Source organism: Micromonospora sp. NPDC047753 (assembly GCF_040642735.1).
Classification (GTDB): Bacteria; Actinomycetota; Actinomycetes; order Mycobacteriales; family Micromonosporaceae; genus Micromonospora.
The window spans coordinates 1-15,740 of the sequence record NZ_JBEYSL010000100.1 but is presented as its reverse complement, the minus strand read 5'-3'; the positions used below and the strand labels follow the sequence as shown (position 1 = coordinate 15,740).

Here is a 15,740-nt window from a genome sequence, read left to right as displayed (position 1 = left end):
CGCCGAGGGACGCGAGGCGGTGCTGGTGTCGCACCAGCTCCCGATCTGGACGTTGCGCCGTCACGTAGAGCGCAAGCGGCTCTGGCACGACCCGCGCAAGCGGCAGTGCGGCCTGGCGAGTCTCACCTCGTTCCACTTCGACGGCGCGAAGGTGGCGGGCATCGGCTACAGCGAGCCGGCCGCGCACCTGATCGCTCTCTCCGCGACCGCCCGGACGGCCAAGGGGGCCTGATGAACGCCCGGAGGTGGACCGCCGGTCTGCTCGCCACCGTCGCCGCGGTGGCGCTGGTCGGCTGCACGTCCGGGGGCGGCGGGGAGAAGCAGTGCACCAGCGACGGCCTCACGATCACCTGTGCGCCGGACCAGCGGTCGAAGACGCCCAAGGTGGTCGGCGAACTGCTCACCGGTGGCCAGTACGACGTCTCCCAGGCGCGCGGTCAGGTCGTCGTCGTCAACTTCTGGGGTTCCTGGTGCGCGCCCTGCCGTGCGGAGGCTGACGACCTGGAGGACACCTACCAGGCCACCAAGGCGTCCGGGGTGACCTTCCTGGGCGTCAACGTGCAGGACAGCAAGGACAAGGCGATCGCCTTCGAGCGGGGGCGGGTCACCTACCCGAGCATCTTCGACCCGTCCAGCAGTCAGGCGCTGAACTTCGACATCCCGCCCAATTCCACACCGGCGACGGTGGTCCTCGATCGCGACGGCCGGATCGCCGTGGTGATCCGCCGCGCCGTGACCAGGGACGAGCTACGGCCGATCGTCGAACGGGTCGCCGCCGAGAAGCCGGCACCGAACTGATGGGCGAGACCTTCCGGGAGTTGGCCCTCAGCGGGCCGCTGCTGCTCGCCATCGGCGCGGCGGCGCTCGCCGGCCTGGTCAGCTTCCTCTCCCCGTGCGTCCTCCCGCTCGTCCCCGGCTACCTGTCGTACGTGACCGGCCTGGCCGGCGCCGACCTGGAGGGCCGGCGGCCGCAGGCCGATCCCGTGCCGGCCGGCGGGGGTGTCGCGGTCAAGGAACGGGTCGCGCGGGTCGGCGCGGTCAAGGGTCGGGTGCTCGCCGGGACGCTGCTCTTCATCGGCGGCTTCACAGTCGTCTTCGTGGCCACCGCGATCCTCTTCGCCAGCATCGGTCGGGTGTTCTTCGACTACAAGCGCGAGTTGCAGATCGGCGTCGGTGTGCTGGTCATCGTGGCGGGGTTGAGCTACCTCGGGATGATCCCGGCCCTGCAACGGGAGTTCCGGATCTCCCGGTTGCCGTCGGCGGGGCTGCTCGGCGCACCGGTCTTCGGGGCGGTCTTCGCGCTCAGTTGGGTGCCCTGCACCGGCCCCACCCTCGGCGCGGTGATGGGCATGGCCACCGCCAGCGGCCAGAGCGACCGGGCCGTGGTGCTCGCCGTGGCGTACTGCCTCGGGTTGGGGATACCGTTCATCGTCTTCGGGCTGGGCTTCGAACGCCTGCTCGGGGTCTTCCGCGCCGTTCGGCGCAACAGCCGCTGGGTCACCCGGGTCGGCGGCGCCCTGCTCATCCTGATCGGTCTGGCCCTGGTCACCGGCGGATGGCAGAGCTTCGTGATCTGGTTGCAGACCACCGTCGGGGTGGGCGAGGTGAGCATCTGATGACGGTCGTCGACGACCGACCGGAGACCGCGGCGCCCGCGCCACGCCGCCGGCCGAACCGGCTGCTGGCCCTGCTGCGCAACTCGTGGCGGCAGCTCACCAGCATGCGTACGGCGCTGATCCTGCTCTTCCTGCTCGCGATCGCCGCCATTCCCGGCTCGGTGCTGCCGCAGCGCGGAATCAGCCCGGAGAAGGTCAACGAGTACTTCGTCGACCACCCGGACTGGGCCCCCCGACTGGACCGGATCGGCGCGTTCGAGGTCTTCGGGTCGGTCTGGTTCTCCGCGATCTACCTGCTGCTGTTCACCTCCCTGATCGGCTGCATCACGCCCCGGCTGCGCGACCACGTCCGCACGCTGCGGTCCCGTCCGCCGGCCGCGCCGAAGCGGATGGCCCGGCTGCCGCAGCACACGGTGCTGCCCGCCCCGCCCGGTGGGGCGGCGGCGATCGCGGAGGTGTTGCGCAAGCGGCGCTGGCGCGTCGAGGTGCGCGGCGACGAGGTCTCCGCCGAGAAGGGCTACCTCAAGGAGACCGGCAACCTGCTGTTCCACACCTCGCTGATCGCGGTGCTGATCGGGGTGGCGCTCGGCTCCTGGTACGGCTGGAGCGGCAACCGGCTGCTGGTGGCCGGCGCGGACAACGCGTTCTGCAACACCCGCCAGCAGTACGCCGAGGCGAAGCTCGGCCCCCAGGTGGACAGCGCCGACCTGCCCGGCTTCTGCCTGCGGCTGGACGACTTCCAGGCCCGGTTCCTGGCATCCGGTCAGCCGGAGTTCTTCAACGCCAGGGTGACAGTCAACGGTCCGGACGAGCCGACCCGCAGCGCCGACTTCTCGGTGAACTCGCCGCTGCGCCTGAACGACGCGAGCGTCTACCTGCTCGGCCACGGGTACGCCCCGGTGATCCGCTACACCGACCGGTTCGGCAACAGCCAGATCAGTGACGAGCCGTTCCTGACCACCGGCGACATGGGCCTGACCAGCGAGGGGTTGGCGGCCTTCCCGGACGCGAACGTCGACCCGGCGACCGGCCAGCGCGCACCGGATCTGCAGATGGCGTTCACCGGCATCTACCTTCCCACCGCGCCCGAGCAGGCGCCGTTCGTCCGCTCGCAGTACCCGACCGAGCGCAACCCGGCGCTGAACCTGGTCGCCTACCGCGGCAACCTCGGTCTGGACGCCGGTATCCCCGGCTCGGTCTACCAGCTCGACCAGCGGCAGGTGCGGGCCGGCAAGGTCAAGGAGGTCGGCACCAAACTGCTGCGCAAGGGCGAGACCTGGAAGTTGGACGACGGCACGACAGTTGAGTTCCTGGGCACCGAGCGGTACGTCACCCTCTCCGTCCGGCACGATCCCGGCTCGACGATGCTGCTGGTCAGCTGCGGCGTCCTGCTGATCGGGCTGATGGGTTCGCTGTTCGGAAAGCGCCGCCGGGTGTTCTTCCGGGTGGTGCCGGCCGACCCCGGGAACGGATCTCCGACGAGCGGTAGTAGCTTGATGGAGGTCGGTGGGTTGCCACGTACCGACTATCCAGGGTTCGCCGACGAGTTCACCCAGCTGGTCGCCGCCGTCAGCGGTGCCGACCGGGCTGGTGCTGGCGCTGACTCCGCTGACCGGGCCGGCGTGCGAGAAGGAGCCGAGTGATGTCCGCACTCTCCGACAATCTGGTGACATTCGCGATCCTGGCGTACCTGGTCGCGATGATCGGCCACGCCGTCGAGTACGCGCTGGGCAACGTGCATACCCGGGTCGCCACGGCGGCTCCGGTGCGCGAGTTGGTAGGTGCCGGTGGCGTCCCGACGCCGTCCGCGCCGGTCCCTTCGCCACCGACGGTCGACCGCTCGGCCGGGCGGGCCCGGCTCGCGGGCCTGATCGGGGTGGGCGCCACCGCGGTGGCCGCCGCGCTGCACCTGGGGGCACTGGTCACCCGTGGGCTCGCCGCGGACCGGATGCCGTGGGGCAACATGTACGAGTTCGTGCTCACCGTGACGTTCATCGGGGTGGCCGCCTGGTTGGTGGTGCTCTGGAAGCGGCCGTCGCTGCGTAAGCTCGGGCTCTTCCTGACCCTGGTGATGGTGCTGCTGGTCGCCACCGCCGAGCTGGTTCTCTACGTGCCGATCGTGCCGCTGGTGCCGGCACTGAACTCGTACTGGTTCATCATCCACGTCTCGACGATCGTCTTCGCGTCCGGCATCTTCCTGCTCGGCGTGGTGCCGGCGGTCGGCTTCCTGATGCGCAGCGGGTACGAGCAGGGCAAGCGGAGTTTCCCGTACATCCTGGCGAAACGGCTGCCCGGTGCGGCCGGCCTGGAGCGGCTGACCTTCGCGCTGCACGCCTTCGCGTTCCCGATCTTCACCTTCGCGGTGATCGCCGGTGCCATCTGGGCCGAGGCGGCCTGGGGCCGGCCGTGGGGCTGGGACCCGAAGGAGACCTGGGCGTTCATCTCCTGGGTGGTCTACGCCGGCTACCTGCACGCCCGCGCGACGCCCAGCGTGAAGCGCAACGTGGCCACCTGGATCGCGGTGCTCGGCTTCCTCACCGTGCTGATGAACCTGTTCGGCGTGAACATCTTCTTCACCGGCCTGCACTCGTACGGCGGGCTGGACTGACCTGGACGTGGAGCGCGGGCCGGTGACGGATTCCGTCAGTGACCGGCCCGCGTCTACAGGATGGGTCGCCAGGCCCGCATGGCACGCTCGACCTGGATGGTGACCTGGTAGGACACCTCCGGTAGATCAGCCATCTCGATCCGCTCACCGCGCATCGCCAGTTGGGCGTGCAGCTCCCGGGCGACGGCGTCACGAAGCTCGACCAGCAGGGGCGACAACCCGTCCGGGTCGCCGACGACGTACGCGTCCGACATGAATCCACTCTGCTCCTGCGTCCCGCCGTTCGGCCAGGCACGGTGAGATGTGTCTGCCGGTCTTGACCCGGCCCTGGGCGGCGATATGGCGGTGTCCCGCGCGTGGTCGCCCGTTGATCCACTGGGCTTTCAGGAAGTCGGGGTGTCCTGCGGCCCGGGACACCCCGACTTCGCGAAACCCGAGTGGATCTTGTCGTCGCCCGCCACTCCCCGGGTCGGGTCGCAGCCCGCGTTACCTGCTGACCTTCGCCCAGGCCGCATGGCGGGCCGTCGTCGAGCTGGCCCGCACCCACTGAACGTCCGCGAGCCGCGCACGTGGTTCGGCGGCCCGCGTTCAGCCGCCGAACCACGCAACCGGTCGACGGCCCGCGATCAGCCGCCGAACCAGCCGGGCACGTCGAGCCGGAACCAGTTGGCCGAGGCCATCGTGCCGAGGTCGTCTTCCATCGCGGTGACCCGTTCCGGGCCGAGCGTGTCCGCCCACTGGGCACGCAGCCGGTCGAAGATCTCGGCCGAGCGGTGTAGCCCGTCGGCGCCGCGCGGGGTCACCCGGACCAGCCGCCGTCGGGCGTCGGTGGGGTCGTCGACCCGCTCCAGGTAGCCGACGGCCACCAATCGGTCGACGGTCTTGCCGGCGGCCTGTTTGGAGATGCCCAGCCGCTGGCCCAGCTCAGTGGCGGTGGTGCCCTCCGCGCCGACCGCCTGGAGCACGAACCCATGCAGCGGTCGCAGCTCCGGATGCCCCTCCCGGGCCAGCTCGGCGTGCAGATCGTCGATCAGCGTCCGGAAGCCGGCCAGCAGCAACAGCGGCAGCGCGAAGCCGGGGCGTGCCGGCTCAGCGCTTGCCATGTTCGACAACCACGTTTACTATTTCGTCAACCACGTTGACCATCTTACGTCGTCCGATCCAAGCTCTGGAAAGTAGGCAGCCATGTCCGTCTTCACCGCTCACACCGCCGAGACCGCGCCCGCCGCCGCCCGACGAGCCATCGAGGGCGTACGCGGCCGGTTCGGCTGGCTGCCCACCCCGGTGGCGCTGATGGCCGACTCGCCGCAGTTGCTCACCGGCTTCCTCACCGCCAGCGCGGGCTTCGAGCAGACCGACCTCGCCCCGCTGGAGCGGGAGGTGGTCATCCTGACGGTCTCCACCAGTCACGAATGCCATTTTTGCGTCGCCCTGCACAGCGGCAAGCTCACCCAACTCGGCGCGACCGCCGAGCTGATCACCGCGCTGCGTGCCGGCTCGGCGCTGCCCGAACCACGCCTGGAGGCGCTGCGCCGGTTCACACTGGCCGTGCTCGACCACCGGGGCGCAGTGCCGGACGACGAACTGGACGACTTCCTGGCCGCCGGCTACCAGCCCCGGCACGCGCTGGACGTGGTGCTCGGCGTCGGTGCGTACACCATGTCCACCTTCGCCAACCGGCTCACCCGGGCACCGCTCGACCCGCCACTGGCCGCTCACGCCTGGGCGCCCGCTGCCTGACCGCTGACACCTGCGGATCCCTGCTCAGGCCGCCTGGAGGAAGTCACGCAGCAGGGCGAGCATCTCGTCCGGACGCTCCTCGTACAGCCAGTGCCCGCAGTCCTCGATCACCTCGCCGCGGACCGTGTCGGCGTACCGGCGGACCTGCTCGGCAACCTGCCCACCGAGGCTGGCCGCCGATCCGACGGCCAGCACCGGCATGGTCAGCTTCGTGCCCCGGTACGCAGCGTTGTCCGCGATGTCCTGCTCGAACGCCCGGAAGTAGGCGAAGCTGGCCTGCAGATGTGCCGGGTCGCGCAGGTGGCTGGCGAACTCCTCGATGTCGGGCGCGCTGATGCTGCCCTTGCGCACCATCAGCGCGTCGGTGAACCTGTCCACCCAGAGCGACTCCCGCCCGTTGACCAGTGCCTCCGGAAGCCCGTTGCCGAGAGAGAAGTAGCCGAAGTTCCACACCCCGGGCCCGGCCGAGGTGAGCGCGGGGAACGTGTAGATGCTCTCGTCGGGGATCGGCGCCTCGGTGAGCGCCAGCCGGCTCACCCGCTGCGGATGGGCGGCGGCGTACGCGTACGCCACCATGGTCCCCAGGTCGTGCCCGACCAGTCGAAGGTCACTGACCAGGCCGAGTTGGTCGAGTAGTCCGTGCAGGTCGGCGGCGACCGTCTTCTTGTCGTACCCGGTGTCCGGGGCGTCGCTGCCCCCGAAGCCGCGCAGGTCGGGCGCGACCACGTCGAAGGAGCGCCCCAACTCGGGCAGCAGGTGCCGCCACATGTACCAGCACTGCGGGTACCCGTGCAGCAGCACCAGCGGCGGGCCGGCTCCGCCACGGACGTAGTTCATGGTGATCTGGCCGACCCGAGCCCGCTGCTCGGTGAACCCCGCCGGAACCCGTTCCACGCCCATCGCCGCCTCCGCCCGCCGTCCGCCCGCCCGTGCCCTATGCCGTCCGCCCGCGCGCCTCCGTCCGCCCTCCGCCTGCCCGGCTACCCGCTCAACCGCCCGCCATGCCCGCGAGGTTCGGGTTCTGCCGGTTGATCCACTCGCCTTCCTTGAAGTCGCGGTGTCCGGCGGCCTGGGACACCGCGACTTCCTGAAAGCCGAGCGGATCAGCGGGCGATCGCGAGCGTCACAGCACCCGGCTTGGGCCGTTCGGGAGCCCGTGCGGGAGACTGGGTGACATGGCGGCTCGTGGCTTCCCGTACACCGATCTCAAGGACTTCCTCGCGGCGCTGGAGCGCGCGGGGGAGTTGCGCCGGGTCGACGTCCCGGTCGATCCGACCCTGGAAATCAGCGAGGTGGTCACCCGGACGGTGCGGGCCGGCGGCCCGGCGCTGCTCTTCGAGCGTCCGACCCGGGGCGAGATGCCGGTGGCGATCAACCTGTTCGGCACCGAGAAGCGGATGGCGATGGCCCTCGGGGTGGAGAACCTCGACGAGATCGGCGCGCGGATCGGCGAGATGCTCAAGCCGGAACTGCCGCAGGGCTTCTCGGGCATGATGGGCGGGCTCGGCAAGGTCATGCAGCTCAAGTCCATGCCGCCGAAGAAGGTCAAGACGGCCCCCTGCCAGCAGGTGATCTACCGCGGCGACGACGTCGACCTCAACCGGTTGCCCGGGCTGCAGGTCTGGCCGGGCGACGGCGGGATCTTCCACAACTTCGGGCTGACCCACACCAAGCACCCCGAGACGGGCAAGCGCAACCTCGGGCTCTACCGCCTGCAGCAGCACTCGCACAACACCATCGGCATGCACTGGCAGATCCACAAGAACTCCACGGCGCACCACGCGGTCGCCGAGCGGCTCGGGCAGCGCCTGCCGGTCGCGATCGCCATCGGTGCCGACCCCGCGGTCGCCTACTCGGCCAGCGCGCCACTGCCTGCGGACATCGACGAGTACCTGTTCGCCGGTTTCCTGAGCGGCGAGCGGGTGGAGATGGTCGACTGCCTGACCGTGCCGCTGCAGGTGCCGGCGCACGCGCAGATCGTGCTGGAGGGTTACATCGAGCCGGGCGAGCGCCTGCCGGAGGGCCCGTTCGGCGACCACACCGGCTTCTACACGCCGGTCGAGCCGTTCCCGGTGATGCACATCGAAGCGATGACCATGCAGCGCAACCCCGTCTACCACTCGATCGTCACGTCGCAGCCGCCGCAGGAGGACCACGGCCTCGGCAAGGCCACCGAGCGGATCTTCGCACCACTGCTGCGCTTCCTGATCCCGGACATCGTCGATTACAACCTGCCCGCCGCCGGGGTCTTCCACAACTGCGCGATCGTGTCGATCCGTAAGCGCTACCCGAAGCACGCCCAGAAGGTGATGAACGCGATCTGGGGCGCGCACATGATGTCGCTGACCAAGCTGATCGTGATCGTCGACGAGGACTGCGACGTGCACGACTACAACGAGGTTGCCTTCCGCGCCTTCGGCAACGTGGACTACTCGCGCGATCTGCTGCTCACCGAGGGCCCGGTGGACCACCTCGACCACGCGTCGTACCAGCAGTTCTGGGGCGGCAAGGCGGGCGTCGACGCGACCCGCAAGTTACCCACCGAGGGCTACACCCGCGGCTGGCCGGAGGGGATGAGCATGAGTCCCGAGGTCACGTCCCTGGTCGACAAGCGCTGGAAGGAGTACGGAATCTGATGGCCGTCATCGACGCACCGGCGGCGAAGCCGGGCCGGACCAAATCCTTCCTGAAGCTCGTCGCCGTCGAGCACTCCGTCTTCGCGCTGCCGTTCGCGTTCCTCTCCGCGCTGGCCGCCATGCAGATCAACGGCGGCCGGGTACGGTGGCTCGACCTGCTGCTGATCACCGTGGCGATGGTCGGGGCGCGGACGTTCGCGATGGCCGCCAACCGGATCCTCGATCGCAGGATCGACGCGCGGAACCCGCGTACCGCCGGTCGGGAACTGGTCACCGGAGCGGTGAGCGTGCGGACGGCCTGGACCGGCGCGGCCGTCGCACTCGTGGTCTTCCTCGTCGCCGCCGCCCTGCTCAACCCGCTCTGCCTGGTGCTCGCGCCGCTCGCCGTGGTGCCGCTGGTCGTCTACCCCTACGCCAAACGGTTCACCAACTGGCCGCACGCCATCCTCGGCATCGCCCAGGCGGTCGGCCCGGTCGGCGCCTGGCTGGCGGTCACCGGCACCCTGGACGGGTCCGGGCCGGCCTGGCTGCTCGGCGCGGCGGTGGGGCTGTGGATCGGCGGCTTCGACCTGATCTACGCCTGCCAGGACTCCGAGATCGACAGGGAGATCGGCGTGCACAGCGTGCCAGCCCGGTACGGTCGGCGCTTCGCGCTGCACGCCTCCTCTGTCGCGCACGTGGTGACCTTCGCGCTGTTCGTCTGGTTCGGTGCGCTGATCGGTCTCGGCTGGCTCTGGTGGATCGGGCTGGCGTTGACCGCCGTGGCGTTCGCCTACCAGCACCTGGTGGTCACCCCGACCGACCTCAGCAAGGTCAACCGGGCGTTCTTCACCGCAAACGGGTTCGTCGGCATCGCGCTGTTCTTCTTCGCCCTGCTCGACCTGGTGATCCGGCTCGGCCTACGGCCCTGAGGTCGGCGGGCTGGTGCTGACCGGGTAGCGGGCGCTCTCGAAGGTCCAGTCGATGGTCCCGCGCACGGCGTTCACGATCCCGTCGAGATGGTCGGCGACCGTCTCGTCCAACGCCGGGCCGAACGACGGCACCGCGGCTCGCAACGCGACGAAGCGCCGCATCGCCTCCCGCCAGTGCTCGGCAGCCCGCTCGGCCGCCTCCGCCTCCGCGACGCCCAGTTCGGCCTCGATGGCGAGGACCAGATTGTGCCCGCCCGAGGTCACCCGGTCCCGTTTCAGCGAGGCCAGGTCGTTGTACCAGGAAAGCAGGTCGTTGCCGGTGCGGGCGATCTGACGCAGCAGCGGGTGGTGGTAGACCGGGTCGGGCAACGGCCGGCCGCTGACGAACTCCACGAGCGGGTACGACACCTCCGCCGCCGAGGTCGACCGACGTAGCTCGACGTACTCGTCCACGCTCGGACGGCGGCCGGCCTTCTTGGTGACGGCCTCCTGCCAGGTGCCGTCGAGGTGCCGGGCCACCGCGTCGGCGAAACGCTGCCGCCACCGTGCCGGCATCCGGCGGCGCGGCTCCCGCCAGGCCAGCACCAGCAGTCGGCGCAGCGGGCCGGTCAGCCCGGCCTGCCGCAGCCGGGTGCCGTCGTGCAGAAGTGCCAGGGTGCCGTTGCGCAGCGCCCGGATCTGCTCCGGTGTCAACCGGTCCGGCCCGTCGCAGGCGTCATCGACCAGAAAGAACCAGGTGAACATCGCGGCCAGCACCCGCAGGTCGGCTTCGGTCGCCGCCGGGTAGAGCCGCGCGGCGTACCGGGCGAAGGCGCCCTGGGACAGCCGGCGCAGCGCGGCGTCGTCCAGTGGAAAGCCGAGCTCGGGCAGCAGATCGAGCAGCCAGTCCTGCACACGATCGACGTGTGGTGGTGGAAGCCGGGGCGGGATCGGACATTCGGCACGCAGCGCCCGGAGGATCTCGCCGGTCGTCACCGATGCCTCCTCTTCGAGATGGATCCGGTGCGAATCGCCAGCGGCAGCATGTCAGATCGGCGGGTTGGGCCGGTGCCCCGCCCGACATGTCGGACCGGACCAACCACGGGGGTGCCCACCAGCGGACCAGCCGGACCAGGCAGGCTGGGGGCATGCGGGAACCATGGGTGGTCGGGGTCTCCGGTGCCTCCGGCACGCCGTACGCGGCGGCCGTCATCGGCGGACTGCTCGACGCGGGCGAGCCGGTGGACCTGATCGTGTCCCGGGCGGCACGACTCACAGTGCTCGACGAGACCGGCCGCCCCTTCCGTGACGGGCACTGGGCCGAGGACCTCGCCGCCTGGCTGGATCGGGACCTGACCGCGGCGGATGTGCGGCACTGGCCGGCCGGCGACCTGGCCGCCGGGCCGAGCAGCGGCTCCTACCGGGTACGCGGAATGGCAGTGGTCCCGGCCAGCACGGCCGCCTGCGCGGGCATCGCGATCGGGCTCTCCAAGGACCTGTTGCAGCGCGCCGCTGAGGTCAACCTCAAGGAACGCCGTCCCGTGGTGCTGGTCCCCCGGGAGACACCGGTGACCCGCAGCCACCTGGAGCACCTCATCGCCCTGCACGACGCGGGCGCGGTGGTGCTGCCGGCCAGCCCCGGCTTCTACGGCGCCGGGGCGGCGGCCAGCGCGCAGCAACTTGTCGACTTCGTGGCCGGCAAGGTGCTGGACGCGCTCGGCGTCCCGCACACCCTGTTCCGGCGGTGGTCCGGCCAGCTCGGCGCGGCCCGGAGCTGAGCCGTCCCGCTCGTGCTGGGCCATCCCGCTCGCGCTGGGCATGGTTGTGCTGCTCAGCACGAGCGGTGCTGCCGCCCGGCGGTTGGCCGAAGCGGGACGCGGACCGGACTGGTGTCCGGTCCGCGTGGCGTTGTCCGCACCAGTTCAGTACATGCCGGCGTTGGCCGGACCCGGCCCCGTGGATGCTGCCGGCCCCACATTGCGTGGCTTACCGACCTCATCCACTTCGTCCAGCATGCCCTCCCCCTCAAGCAGGGCTCGCACCTCGGATTCCCGAAACCGGCGATGCCCGCCTGGAGTCCGGATGCTTCCTATCCGGCCGGCCGCCGCCCATCTCGTCACAGTTTTCGGGTCTACCCGAAACAGCGCGGCGACCTCACCCGGTGTCAGCAGGCGATCTCCAGTGTCCACAGCCCCCTCCTCGCGTCGACGAAGCCCCCGGCTGAACACACTGCCCCCGGCTGGTGCGTAGCCCAGAGCCGTCATGAGGGACGTATGGCAATTACAGCACCAGGGACATGGCCTGTCCGCCCAAACGCGAAAAATGCACTGAGTGGGGAGTTAGTAATGTTACTGGTGCTACCTCGACCCTGACCGGTGGTTTATGAACAGTGACTCACCGCTCAGTCCAACGGGTGCCGAAGGCCGCACGTTACGCGTCAGCGGTTAAGGTGACTCTCTGTGGATGCCATCGACCTGAGCCTCGTCGACCTGCTGCGCGGCAACGCCCGCCTCTCGTACGCCGAGTTGGCCCGTCAGGTGGGTCTCTCGGCGCCGGCCGTGCACGAGCGGGTCGGCAAGCTGGAGAGCAGCGGCGTCGTCCGGGGCTACCGCGCGGATGTGGCTCCGGAGTCGATCGGGTTGGGTGTCACGGCGCTGATCGGCATCGTCGAGGACTCCGGTGCCGACAGCGACGACATGCTGGAGTCGCTGCGGGTGCTGCCCGAGATCGAGTCCTGCTACTTCATGGCCGGGGTGGAGTCGTTCCTGCTCAAGGCGCGGGTCGGCACGATCGCCGAGCTGGAGCAGTTGATCGTGCGGTTGAACCGGACGCCGGGGGTGGCCTCCACCCGTACCGCCATCGCGCTCTCCACGAAGTGGGAGAACCGCCCCCAGCCGGTCGGCCCGCCCGCGCCCTGACCGCCGCGTACCCCTGGTGTCGCCCGGGCGGCCAGCGGTAGCGTGCGCCGATGACCCAGCCGCCGCGTCCCGTGGCCGTGGTGACCGGCGCTGCCGGCGGCCTGGGCCGTGCCATCGCCACCGCGCTGCACACCGACGGTTGGTCGGTGCTGCTCACCGACCTTGACCCGGTGGCGGTGCAGAGCGCCGCCGCGCCGCTCGGCGGCTGGTCGGCCGCCCTGGACGTTCGGGACGAGGCCGCCTGCGCCGCCGTCGCCGCGGACGCGGCAGGCCGGGGTGACCTCGCCCTCTGGGTCAACAACGCCGGCATCCTGGTCACCGGTGCGTCGTGGGAGCACGACGCCGCGACCCGCCGTCGGCTGCTCGACGTGAACACCCACGGGGCCATGAACGGCACCCTCGCCGCGCTGACCGTGATGCGCGCCCAGGGTCACGGCCACGTGCTCAACGTCGTCTCGCTGGCCGGGCTGATCGCCGCGCCCGGCGAGACGGTGTACGCGGCCAGCAAGCACGCCCTGCTGGCCTTCAGCCTCGGCACCCTGTCCGACCTGCGGATTGCCGGGTACCGGCGGGTGCACGTCTCCTGCCTCTGCCCGGACGGCATCTGGACCCCGATGCTGCACGACCGGCTGGACGACCCGGGGGCGGTGGCCTCGTTCACCGGATCGATGCTGACCGCGCAGCAGGTCGCGGCGCGGGCCGTCCGGCTGGCCCGCCGGCCACGTCCGGTGGTCAGCCTGCCCCGCTGGCGGGGAGCGCAGGTGCGCCTGTTGGACGCACTGCCCAGACTGGCCGTCGCACTCACTCCGATCGTCCGGGCCGCCGGCCGCGCCGGCCAGCGCCGCCAACGCCGCAGGTCAAGGCCGCCGGACCCGCGCTGACCACCGCCGGCCCACTTGCTAGGTTTCCGAGCGTGACTCATCTCGACCGGTGCGACGAATCCAGCCGAACCTGGGTGACCGAGGCGATCGCCGCCGTCGAGGCAGACGCCAACCGGTCGGCCGACACCCACCTGCTGCCGTTCCCGCTGCCCAGGGAGTGGGGGGTCGACCTCTACCTCAAGGACGAGTCGTCACACCCCACCGGCTCGCTGAAGCACCGGCTGGCCCGTTCACTGTTCCTCTACGGGCTCTGCAACGGCTGGATCGGGCCGAGCACCACGATCGTCGAGGCGTCGTCGGGTTCCACGGCGGTCTCCGAGGCGTACTTCGCCCGGATGCTGGGCCTGCCGTTCATCGCGGTGATGCCCGCCTCCACCTCGCCCGAGAAGATCACCCAGATCGAGTTCCAGGGCGGCCGGTGTCACCTGGTCGACGACCCGGCGAGCGTGGTGGTCGAGGCCCGGTGGCTCGCCGAGGACTCCGGCGGGCACTTCATGGACCAGTTCACCTACGCCGAGCGCGCGACCGACTGGCGGGGCAACAACAACATCGCCGAGTCGATCTACGCGCAGTTGGAGCTGGAGCGGCACCCGATCCCCGCCTGGGTCGTGGTGGGCGCCGGCACCGGGGGCACCAGCGCGACCATCGGCCGCTACGCCCGGTACCGCCGGCTCGCCACCAAGCTCTGCGTCGTCGACCCGGACAACTCGGCGTTCTACCCGGCCTGGCTGGCCGCCGACTGGTCGGTACGCACCGGGAAGGGCTCCCGCATCGAGGGGATCGGCCGGCCCACCGTGGAGGCGTCGTTCCTGCCCTCGGTGGTGGACCGGATGGTCCAGGTGCCGGACGCGGCGTCCCTGGCCGCCATGCGCGCCGGCTCGGCGCTGCTCGGCCGCCGGGTGGGCGGGTCCACCGGGACCAACCTGTGGGGCGCGTTCGGACTCATCGCCGCGATGCTCGCCGAGCGTCGGACCGGCTCGGTGGTCACCCTGATCTGCGACCCGGGCGACCGGTACGCCGACACGTACTACGCCGACGACTGGGTGGCCGCCCAGGGCCTCGACCTGGCTCCGCACCTGGCCACCATCGAACGCTTCCTGGCCAGCGGGACCTGGCCCGCCTGAAGCGGTCAGCGGAGCCCCCATGGGCCGTCAGCGGAGCCCGACCCATCCCGGGCCGATCGGCCGAGCCACTGGCCCGTCACGAGGCTGATCAGCGCGGATCGATCCGTTCGGCCAGCCCGGGGTAGCGCACCACGTAGCCGCTGTCGTCCAGATCGATGTCGGCTGTGAAGGTGCCGCTGGCGAAGCGCACCCGACCGGGCCCGCGCCCGGTGTAGATCTGCTCGGCCGGCACCACCTCCAGGCCGGGCAGCAGCACCCAGGCAACTGTGATCCGGTGCGCCACATCGGCCGGCTCCGCCGCCATCCGAAGCCGGTGGACCGGCAGAGTGTTGAACAGCGGCGAACCGCTCAGGTCGACGTCGAGCGCGTCGGCCAGCCGGTCCGGGTCGTCCGTACCCGGCAGACCGGCGCGGGGATGACCGGCCGCGACCAGGGCGGCGTCCAGGTCGCCCTGCTCGGCGGTGGTCACCCGCCAGCGGCCGGCGGCCCGCTCCAGGGTCACCCGGCGCAGCCAGCCGAGACCCTCTGCCTCGACCTCGACGCGGGTGGTGGCCCAGTCCGGCGTGGTGGTCAGCTGATAGCGGGCGGTCCACGGGATCGGGTCCACGGCGAGCAGAGTGCCCCGGGCCGTCAACCCGTGGCCGTCGTCGAGCAGAACCTGCTCGCTGCCGGCGGTGTCCGTCCGGGACCAGAAGATCGACTTCGGCATGGTCGGCATGAGCCGGACGTTACGCGACCTGCTCGGTATCGGCAGGGCATGCGCGAACGCCGCCGCGAAGCCTGGGCTTCACGACGGCGTTCGGTAAATCAATCAGTAGGTACGAGCTGCCGGTCGCCCGCCGAAACCGCGCCGGTCGTCACGCGGGCGGTCCTCGCGGGACCGGTCGTCGCGGGGCCGGTCGTCCCGGACCCGGCTCTCCGGGCGGAACCCACCCCGAGCGTCCCGGTCGCCGAAGCGCCGTTCACCCTGCGGCCGGTCGCCGAAGCGCCGCTCGCCGGTCGGTCGGTCGCCCCGACCGTCGCGGTCACCGAACTGCGGCCGGTCGCCGAACCGGCGCTCGCCCTGCGGCCGGTCGCCGTACCCCCGGGTGTCCCGATCGGCGTAACGCCGCTCGCCCTGCGGTCGGTCGCCGTAGCCCCGGTCGCCCTGCGGTCGGTCGCTGTGCTGCCGGTCGCCGAAGCGGCGCTCGCCCTGCGGTCGGTCGCTGTAGCTCCGGTCGCCCTGCGGTCGGTCGCTGTAGCTCCGGTCACCCTGCGGTCGGCCGCCGTAGCTCCGGTCACCCTGCGGGCGGTCGCCGAAGCGGCGCTCGCCGGTGGGCCGGTCGCC

General features: G+C 71.0%; 17 protein-coding genes and 2 pseudogenes. 12 read left to right on the top strand and 7 right to left on the bottom strand.

The genetic code is table 11. From position 1 onward, the window contains the following. The 5 genes and pseudogenes from ABZ749_RS11665 to ccsB all read left to right on the top strand — a co-directional run. A pseudogene (locus ABZ749_RS11665) lies at positions 1 to 232 on the top strand (histidine phosphatase family protein); the annotation flags it as partial. Then, positions 232 to 798, top strand: a complete 567-nt coding sequence (locus ABZ749_RS11660) for a TlpA disulfide reductase family protein (RefSeq protein WP_357226306.1) — start codon at positions 232 to 234, stop codon at positions 796 to 798. The pseudogene ABZ749_RS11665 and the gene ABZ749_RS11660, both read left to right, overlap by 1 nt. Further along, positions 798 to 1,616 (top strand): cytochrome c biogenesis protein CcdA, encoded by an 819-nt coding sequence (locus ABZ749_RS11655; protein ID WP_357226303.1) that lies wholly within the window; start codon positions 798 to 800, stop codon positions 1,614 to 1,616. Before ABZ749_RS11660 ends, ABZ749_RS11655 begins: the two co-directional genes overlap by 1 nt. Further along, a complete protein-coding gene (locus ABZ749_RS11650; RefSeq protein ID WP_357226298.1) occupies positions 1,616 to 3,259 on the top strand; it encodes a cytochrome c biogenesis protein ResB in 1,644 nt (547 codons plus the stop codon). Before ABZ749_RS11655 ends, ABZ749_RS11650 begins: the two co-directional genes overlap by 1 nt. Further along, on the top strand, positions 3,259 to 4,224 hold the full coding sequence (gene ccsB / locus ABZ749_RS11645; protein ID WP_357226295.1) for a c-type cytochrome biogenesis protein CcsB: 966 nt from the start codon (positions 3,259 to 3,261) through the stop codon (positions 4,222 to 4,224). The genes ABZ749_RS11650 and ccsB overlap by 1 nt, the downstream gene beginning before the upstream one ends. A 53-nt stretch (positions 4,225 to 4,277) precedes the next feature. On the opposite strand, the gene ABZ749_RS11640 is transcribed toward ccsB, so the two are convergent. Then, positions 4,278 to 4,478 (bottom strand): hypothetical protein, encoded by a 201-nt coding sequence (locus ABZ749_RS11640; protein ID WP_357226291.1) that lies wholly within the window; start codon positions 4,476 to 4,478, stop codon positions 4,278 to 4,280. Between the two features lie 372 nt (positions 4,479 to 4,850). Further along, a complete protein-coding gene (locus ABZ749_RS11635; RefSeq protein ID WP_357226287.1) occupies positions 4,851 to 5,327 on the bottom strand; it encodes a MarR family winged helix-turn-helix transcriptional regulator in 477 nt (158 codons plus the stop codon). An 82-nt stretch (positions 5,328 to 5,409) separates the two neighbouring features. Between ABZ749_RS11635 and ABZ749_RS11630 the strand changes: the two genes are divergently transcribed. Beyond that, the gene (locus ABZ749_RS11630; RefSeq protein ID WP_357226283.1) at positions 5,410 to 5,964 is read left to right on the top strand and encodes a carboxymuconolactone decarboxylase family protein; all 555 of its coding nucleotides are present in this window, start codon (positions 5,410 to 5,412) and stop codon (positions 5,962 to 5,964) included. A 24-nt stretch (positions 5,965 to 5,988) separates the two neighbouring features. Here the strand turns inward: ABZ749_RS11630 and ABZ749_RS11625 are convergent, their stop codons facing one another. Continuing rightward, positions 5,989 to 6,864, bottom strand: coding sequence for an alpha/beta hydrolase (locus ABZ749_RS11625; protein WP_357226279.1), 876 nt, complete (start codon positions 6,862 to 6,864; stop codon positions 5,989 to 5,991). Between the two features lie 275 nt (positions 6,865 to 7,139). On the opposite strand from ABZ749_RS11625, the gene ABZ749_RS11620 reads away from it, so the two are divergent. Next, positions 7,140 to 8,600 carry a menaquinone biosynthesis decarboxylase gene (locus tag ABZ749_RS11620; RefSeq protein ID WP_357226275.1) on the top strand — a complete coding sequence of 487 codons (1,461 nt, stop codon included), beginning with the start codon at positions 7,140 to 7,142 and terminating at the stop codon, positions 8,598 to 8,600. After that, complete coding sequence (gene mqnP, locus ABZ749_RS11615; RefSeq protein ID WP_357226271.1) at positions 8,600 to 9,511, top strand: menaquinone biosynthesis prenyltransferase MqnP; 912 nt, start codon at positions 8,600 to 8,602, stop codon at positions 9,509 to 9,511. Before ABZ749_RS11620 ends, mqnP begins: the two co-directional genes overlap by 1 nt. On the opposite strand, the gene ABZ749_RS11610 is transcribed toward mqnP, so the two are convergent. Then, entirely contained in the window at positions 9,500 to 10,486 is a 987-nt protein-coding gene (locus ABZ749_RS11610; protein ID WP_357226266.1) for a terpene synthase family protein, read from the bottom strand. The genes mqnP and ABZ749_RS11610 overlap by 12 nt on opposite strands. A gap of 152 nt (positions 10,487 to 10,638) precedes the next feature. Between ABZ749_RS11610 and ABZ749_RS11605 the strand changes: the two genes are divergently transcribed. After that, a complete protein-coding gene (locus ABZ749_RS11605) occupies positions 10,639 to 11,268 on the top strand; it encodes a UbiX family flavin prenyltransferase (RefSeq protein ID WP_355004816.1) in 630 nt (209 codons plus the stop codon). 144 nt (positions 11,269 to 11,412) lie between these two features. Here ABZ749_RS11605 and ABZ749_RS11600 read toward each other — a convergent pair whose 3' ends face one another. After that, on the bottom strand, positions 11,413 to 11,679 hold the full coding sequence (locus ABZ749_RS11600) for a BldC family transcriptional regulator (protein ID WP_007454516.1): 267 nt from the start codon (positions 11,677 to 11,679) through the stop codon (positions 11,413 to 11,415). 270 nt (positions 11,680 to 11,949) lie between these two features. Between ABZ749_RS11600 and ABZ749_RS11595 the strand changes: the two genes are divergently transcribed. The 3 genes from ABZ749_RS11595 to ABZ749_RS11585 are packed head-to-tail and all read left to right on the top strand — an operon-like array spanning position 11,950 to position 14,413. Beyond that, positions 11,950 to 12,408 carry an Lrp/AsnC family transcriptional regulator gene (locus tag ABZ749_RS11595; protein WP_357226261.1) on the top strand — a complete coding sequence of 153 codons (459 nt, stop codon included), beginning with the start codon at positions 11,950 to 11,952 and terminating at the stop codon, positions 12,406 to 12,408. Between the two features lie 50 nt (positions 12,409 to 12,458). Continuing rightward, positions 12,459 to 13,289, top strand: a complete 831-nt coding sequence (locus tag ABZ749_RS11590) for an SDR family NAD(P)-dependent oxidoreductase (protein ID WP_357226256.1) — start codon at positions 12,459 to 12,461, stop codon at positions 13,287 to 13,289. Positions 13,290 to 13,321: 32 nt separating this feature from the next. Then, entirely contained in the window at positions 13,322 to 14,413 is a 1,092-nt protein-coding gene (locus ABZ749_RS11585) for a PLP-dependent cysteine synthase family protein (RefSeq protein WP_357226251.1), read from the top strand. Positions 14,414 to 14,501: 88 nt separating this feature from the next. On the opposite strand, the gene ABZ749_RS11580 is transcribed toward ABZ749_RS11585, so the two are convergent. Continuing rightward, the gene (locus ABZ749_RS11580) at positions 14,502 to 15,122 is read right to left on the bottom strand and encodes a putative glycolipid-binding domain-containing protein (RefSeq protein WP_357197933.1); all 621 of its coding nucleotides are present in this window, start codon (positions 15,120 to 15,122) and stop codon (positions 14,502 to 14,504) included. A 102-nt stretch (positions 15,123 to 15,224) separates the two neighbouring features. Further along, a pseudogene (locus ABZ749_RS11575) lies at positions 15,225 to 15,740 on the bottom strand (RNA helicase); the annotation flags it as partial.

What these genes read in the sequence shown, in the direction of transcription:
- ABZ749_RS11580 (WP_357197933.1), bottom strand. Translation starts at nt 15,122, where the DNA reads ATGCCGAAGTCGATCTTCTGGTCCCGGACGGACACCGCCGGCAGCGAG.
- ABZ749_RS11590 (WP_357226256.1), top strand. Translation starts at nt 12,459, where the DNA reads ATGACCCAGCCGCCGCGTCCCGTGGCCGTGGTGACCGGCGCTGCCGGC.
- ABZ749_RS11655 (WP_357226303.1), top strand. Translation starts at nt 798, where the DNA reads ATGGGCGAGACCTTCCGGGAGTTGGCCCTCAGCGGGCCGCTGCTGCTC.
- ABZ749_RS11660 (WP_357226306.1), top strand. Translation starts at nt 232, where the DNA reads ATGAACGCCCGGAGGTGGACCGCCGGTCTGCTCGCCACCGTCGCCGCG.
- ABZ749_RS11650 (WP_357226298.1), top strand. Translation starts at nt 1,616, where the DNA reads ATGACGGTCGTCGACGACCGACCGGAGACCGCGGCGCCCGCGCCACGC.
- ABZ749_RS11635 (WP_357226287.1), bottom strand. Translation starts at nt 5,327, where the DNA reads ATGGCAAGCGCTGAGCCGGCACGCCCCGGCTTCGCGCTGCCGCTGTTG.
- mqnP (WP_357226271.1), top strand. Translation starts at nt 8,600, where the DNA reads ATGGCCGTCATCGACGCACCGGCGGCGAAGCCGGGCCGGACCAAATCC.
- ABZ749_RS11630 (WP_357226283.1), top strand. Translation starts at nt 5,410, where the DNA reads ATGTCCGTCTTCACCGCTCACACCGCCGAGACCGCGCCCGCCGCCGCC.
- ABZ749_RS11640 (WP_357226291.1), bottom strand. Translation starts at nt 4,478, where the DNA reads ATGTCGGACGCGTACGTCGTCGGCGACCCGGACGGGTTGTCGCCCCTG.
- ABZ749_RS11625 (WP_357226279.1), bottom strand. Translation starts at nt 6,864, where the DNA reads ATGGGCGTGGAACGGGTTCCGGCGGGGTTCACCGAGCAGCGGGCTCGG.
- ABZ749_RS11620 (WP_357226275.1), top strand. Translation starts at nt 7,140, where the DNA reads ATGGCGGCTCGTGGCTTCCCGTACACCGATCTCAAGGACTTCCTCGCG.
- ABZ749_RS11605 (WP_355004816.1), top strand. Translation starts at nt 10,639, where the DNA reads ATGCGGGAACCATGGGTGGTCGGGGTCTCCGGTGCCTCCGGCACGCCG.
- ccsB (WP_357226295.1), top strand. Translation starts at nt 3,259, where the DNA reads ATGTCCGCACTCTCCGACAATCTGGTGACATTCGCGATCCTGGCGTAC.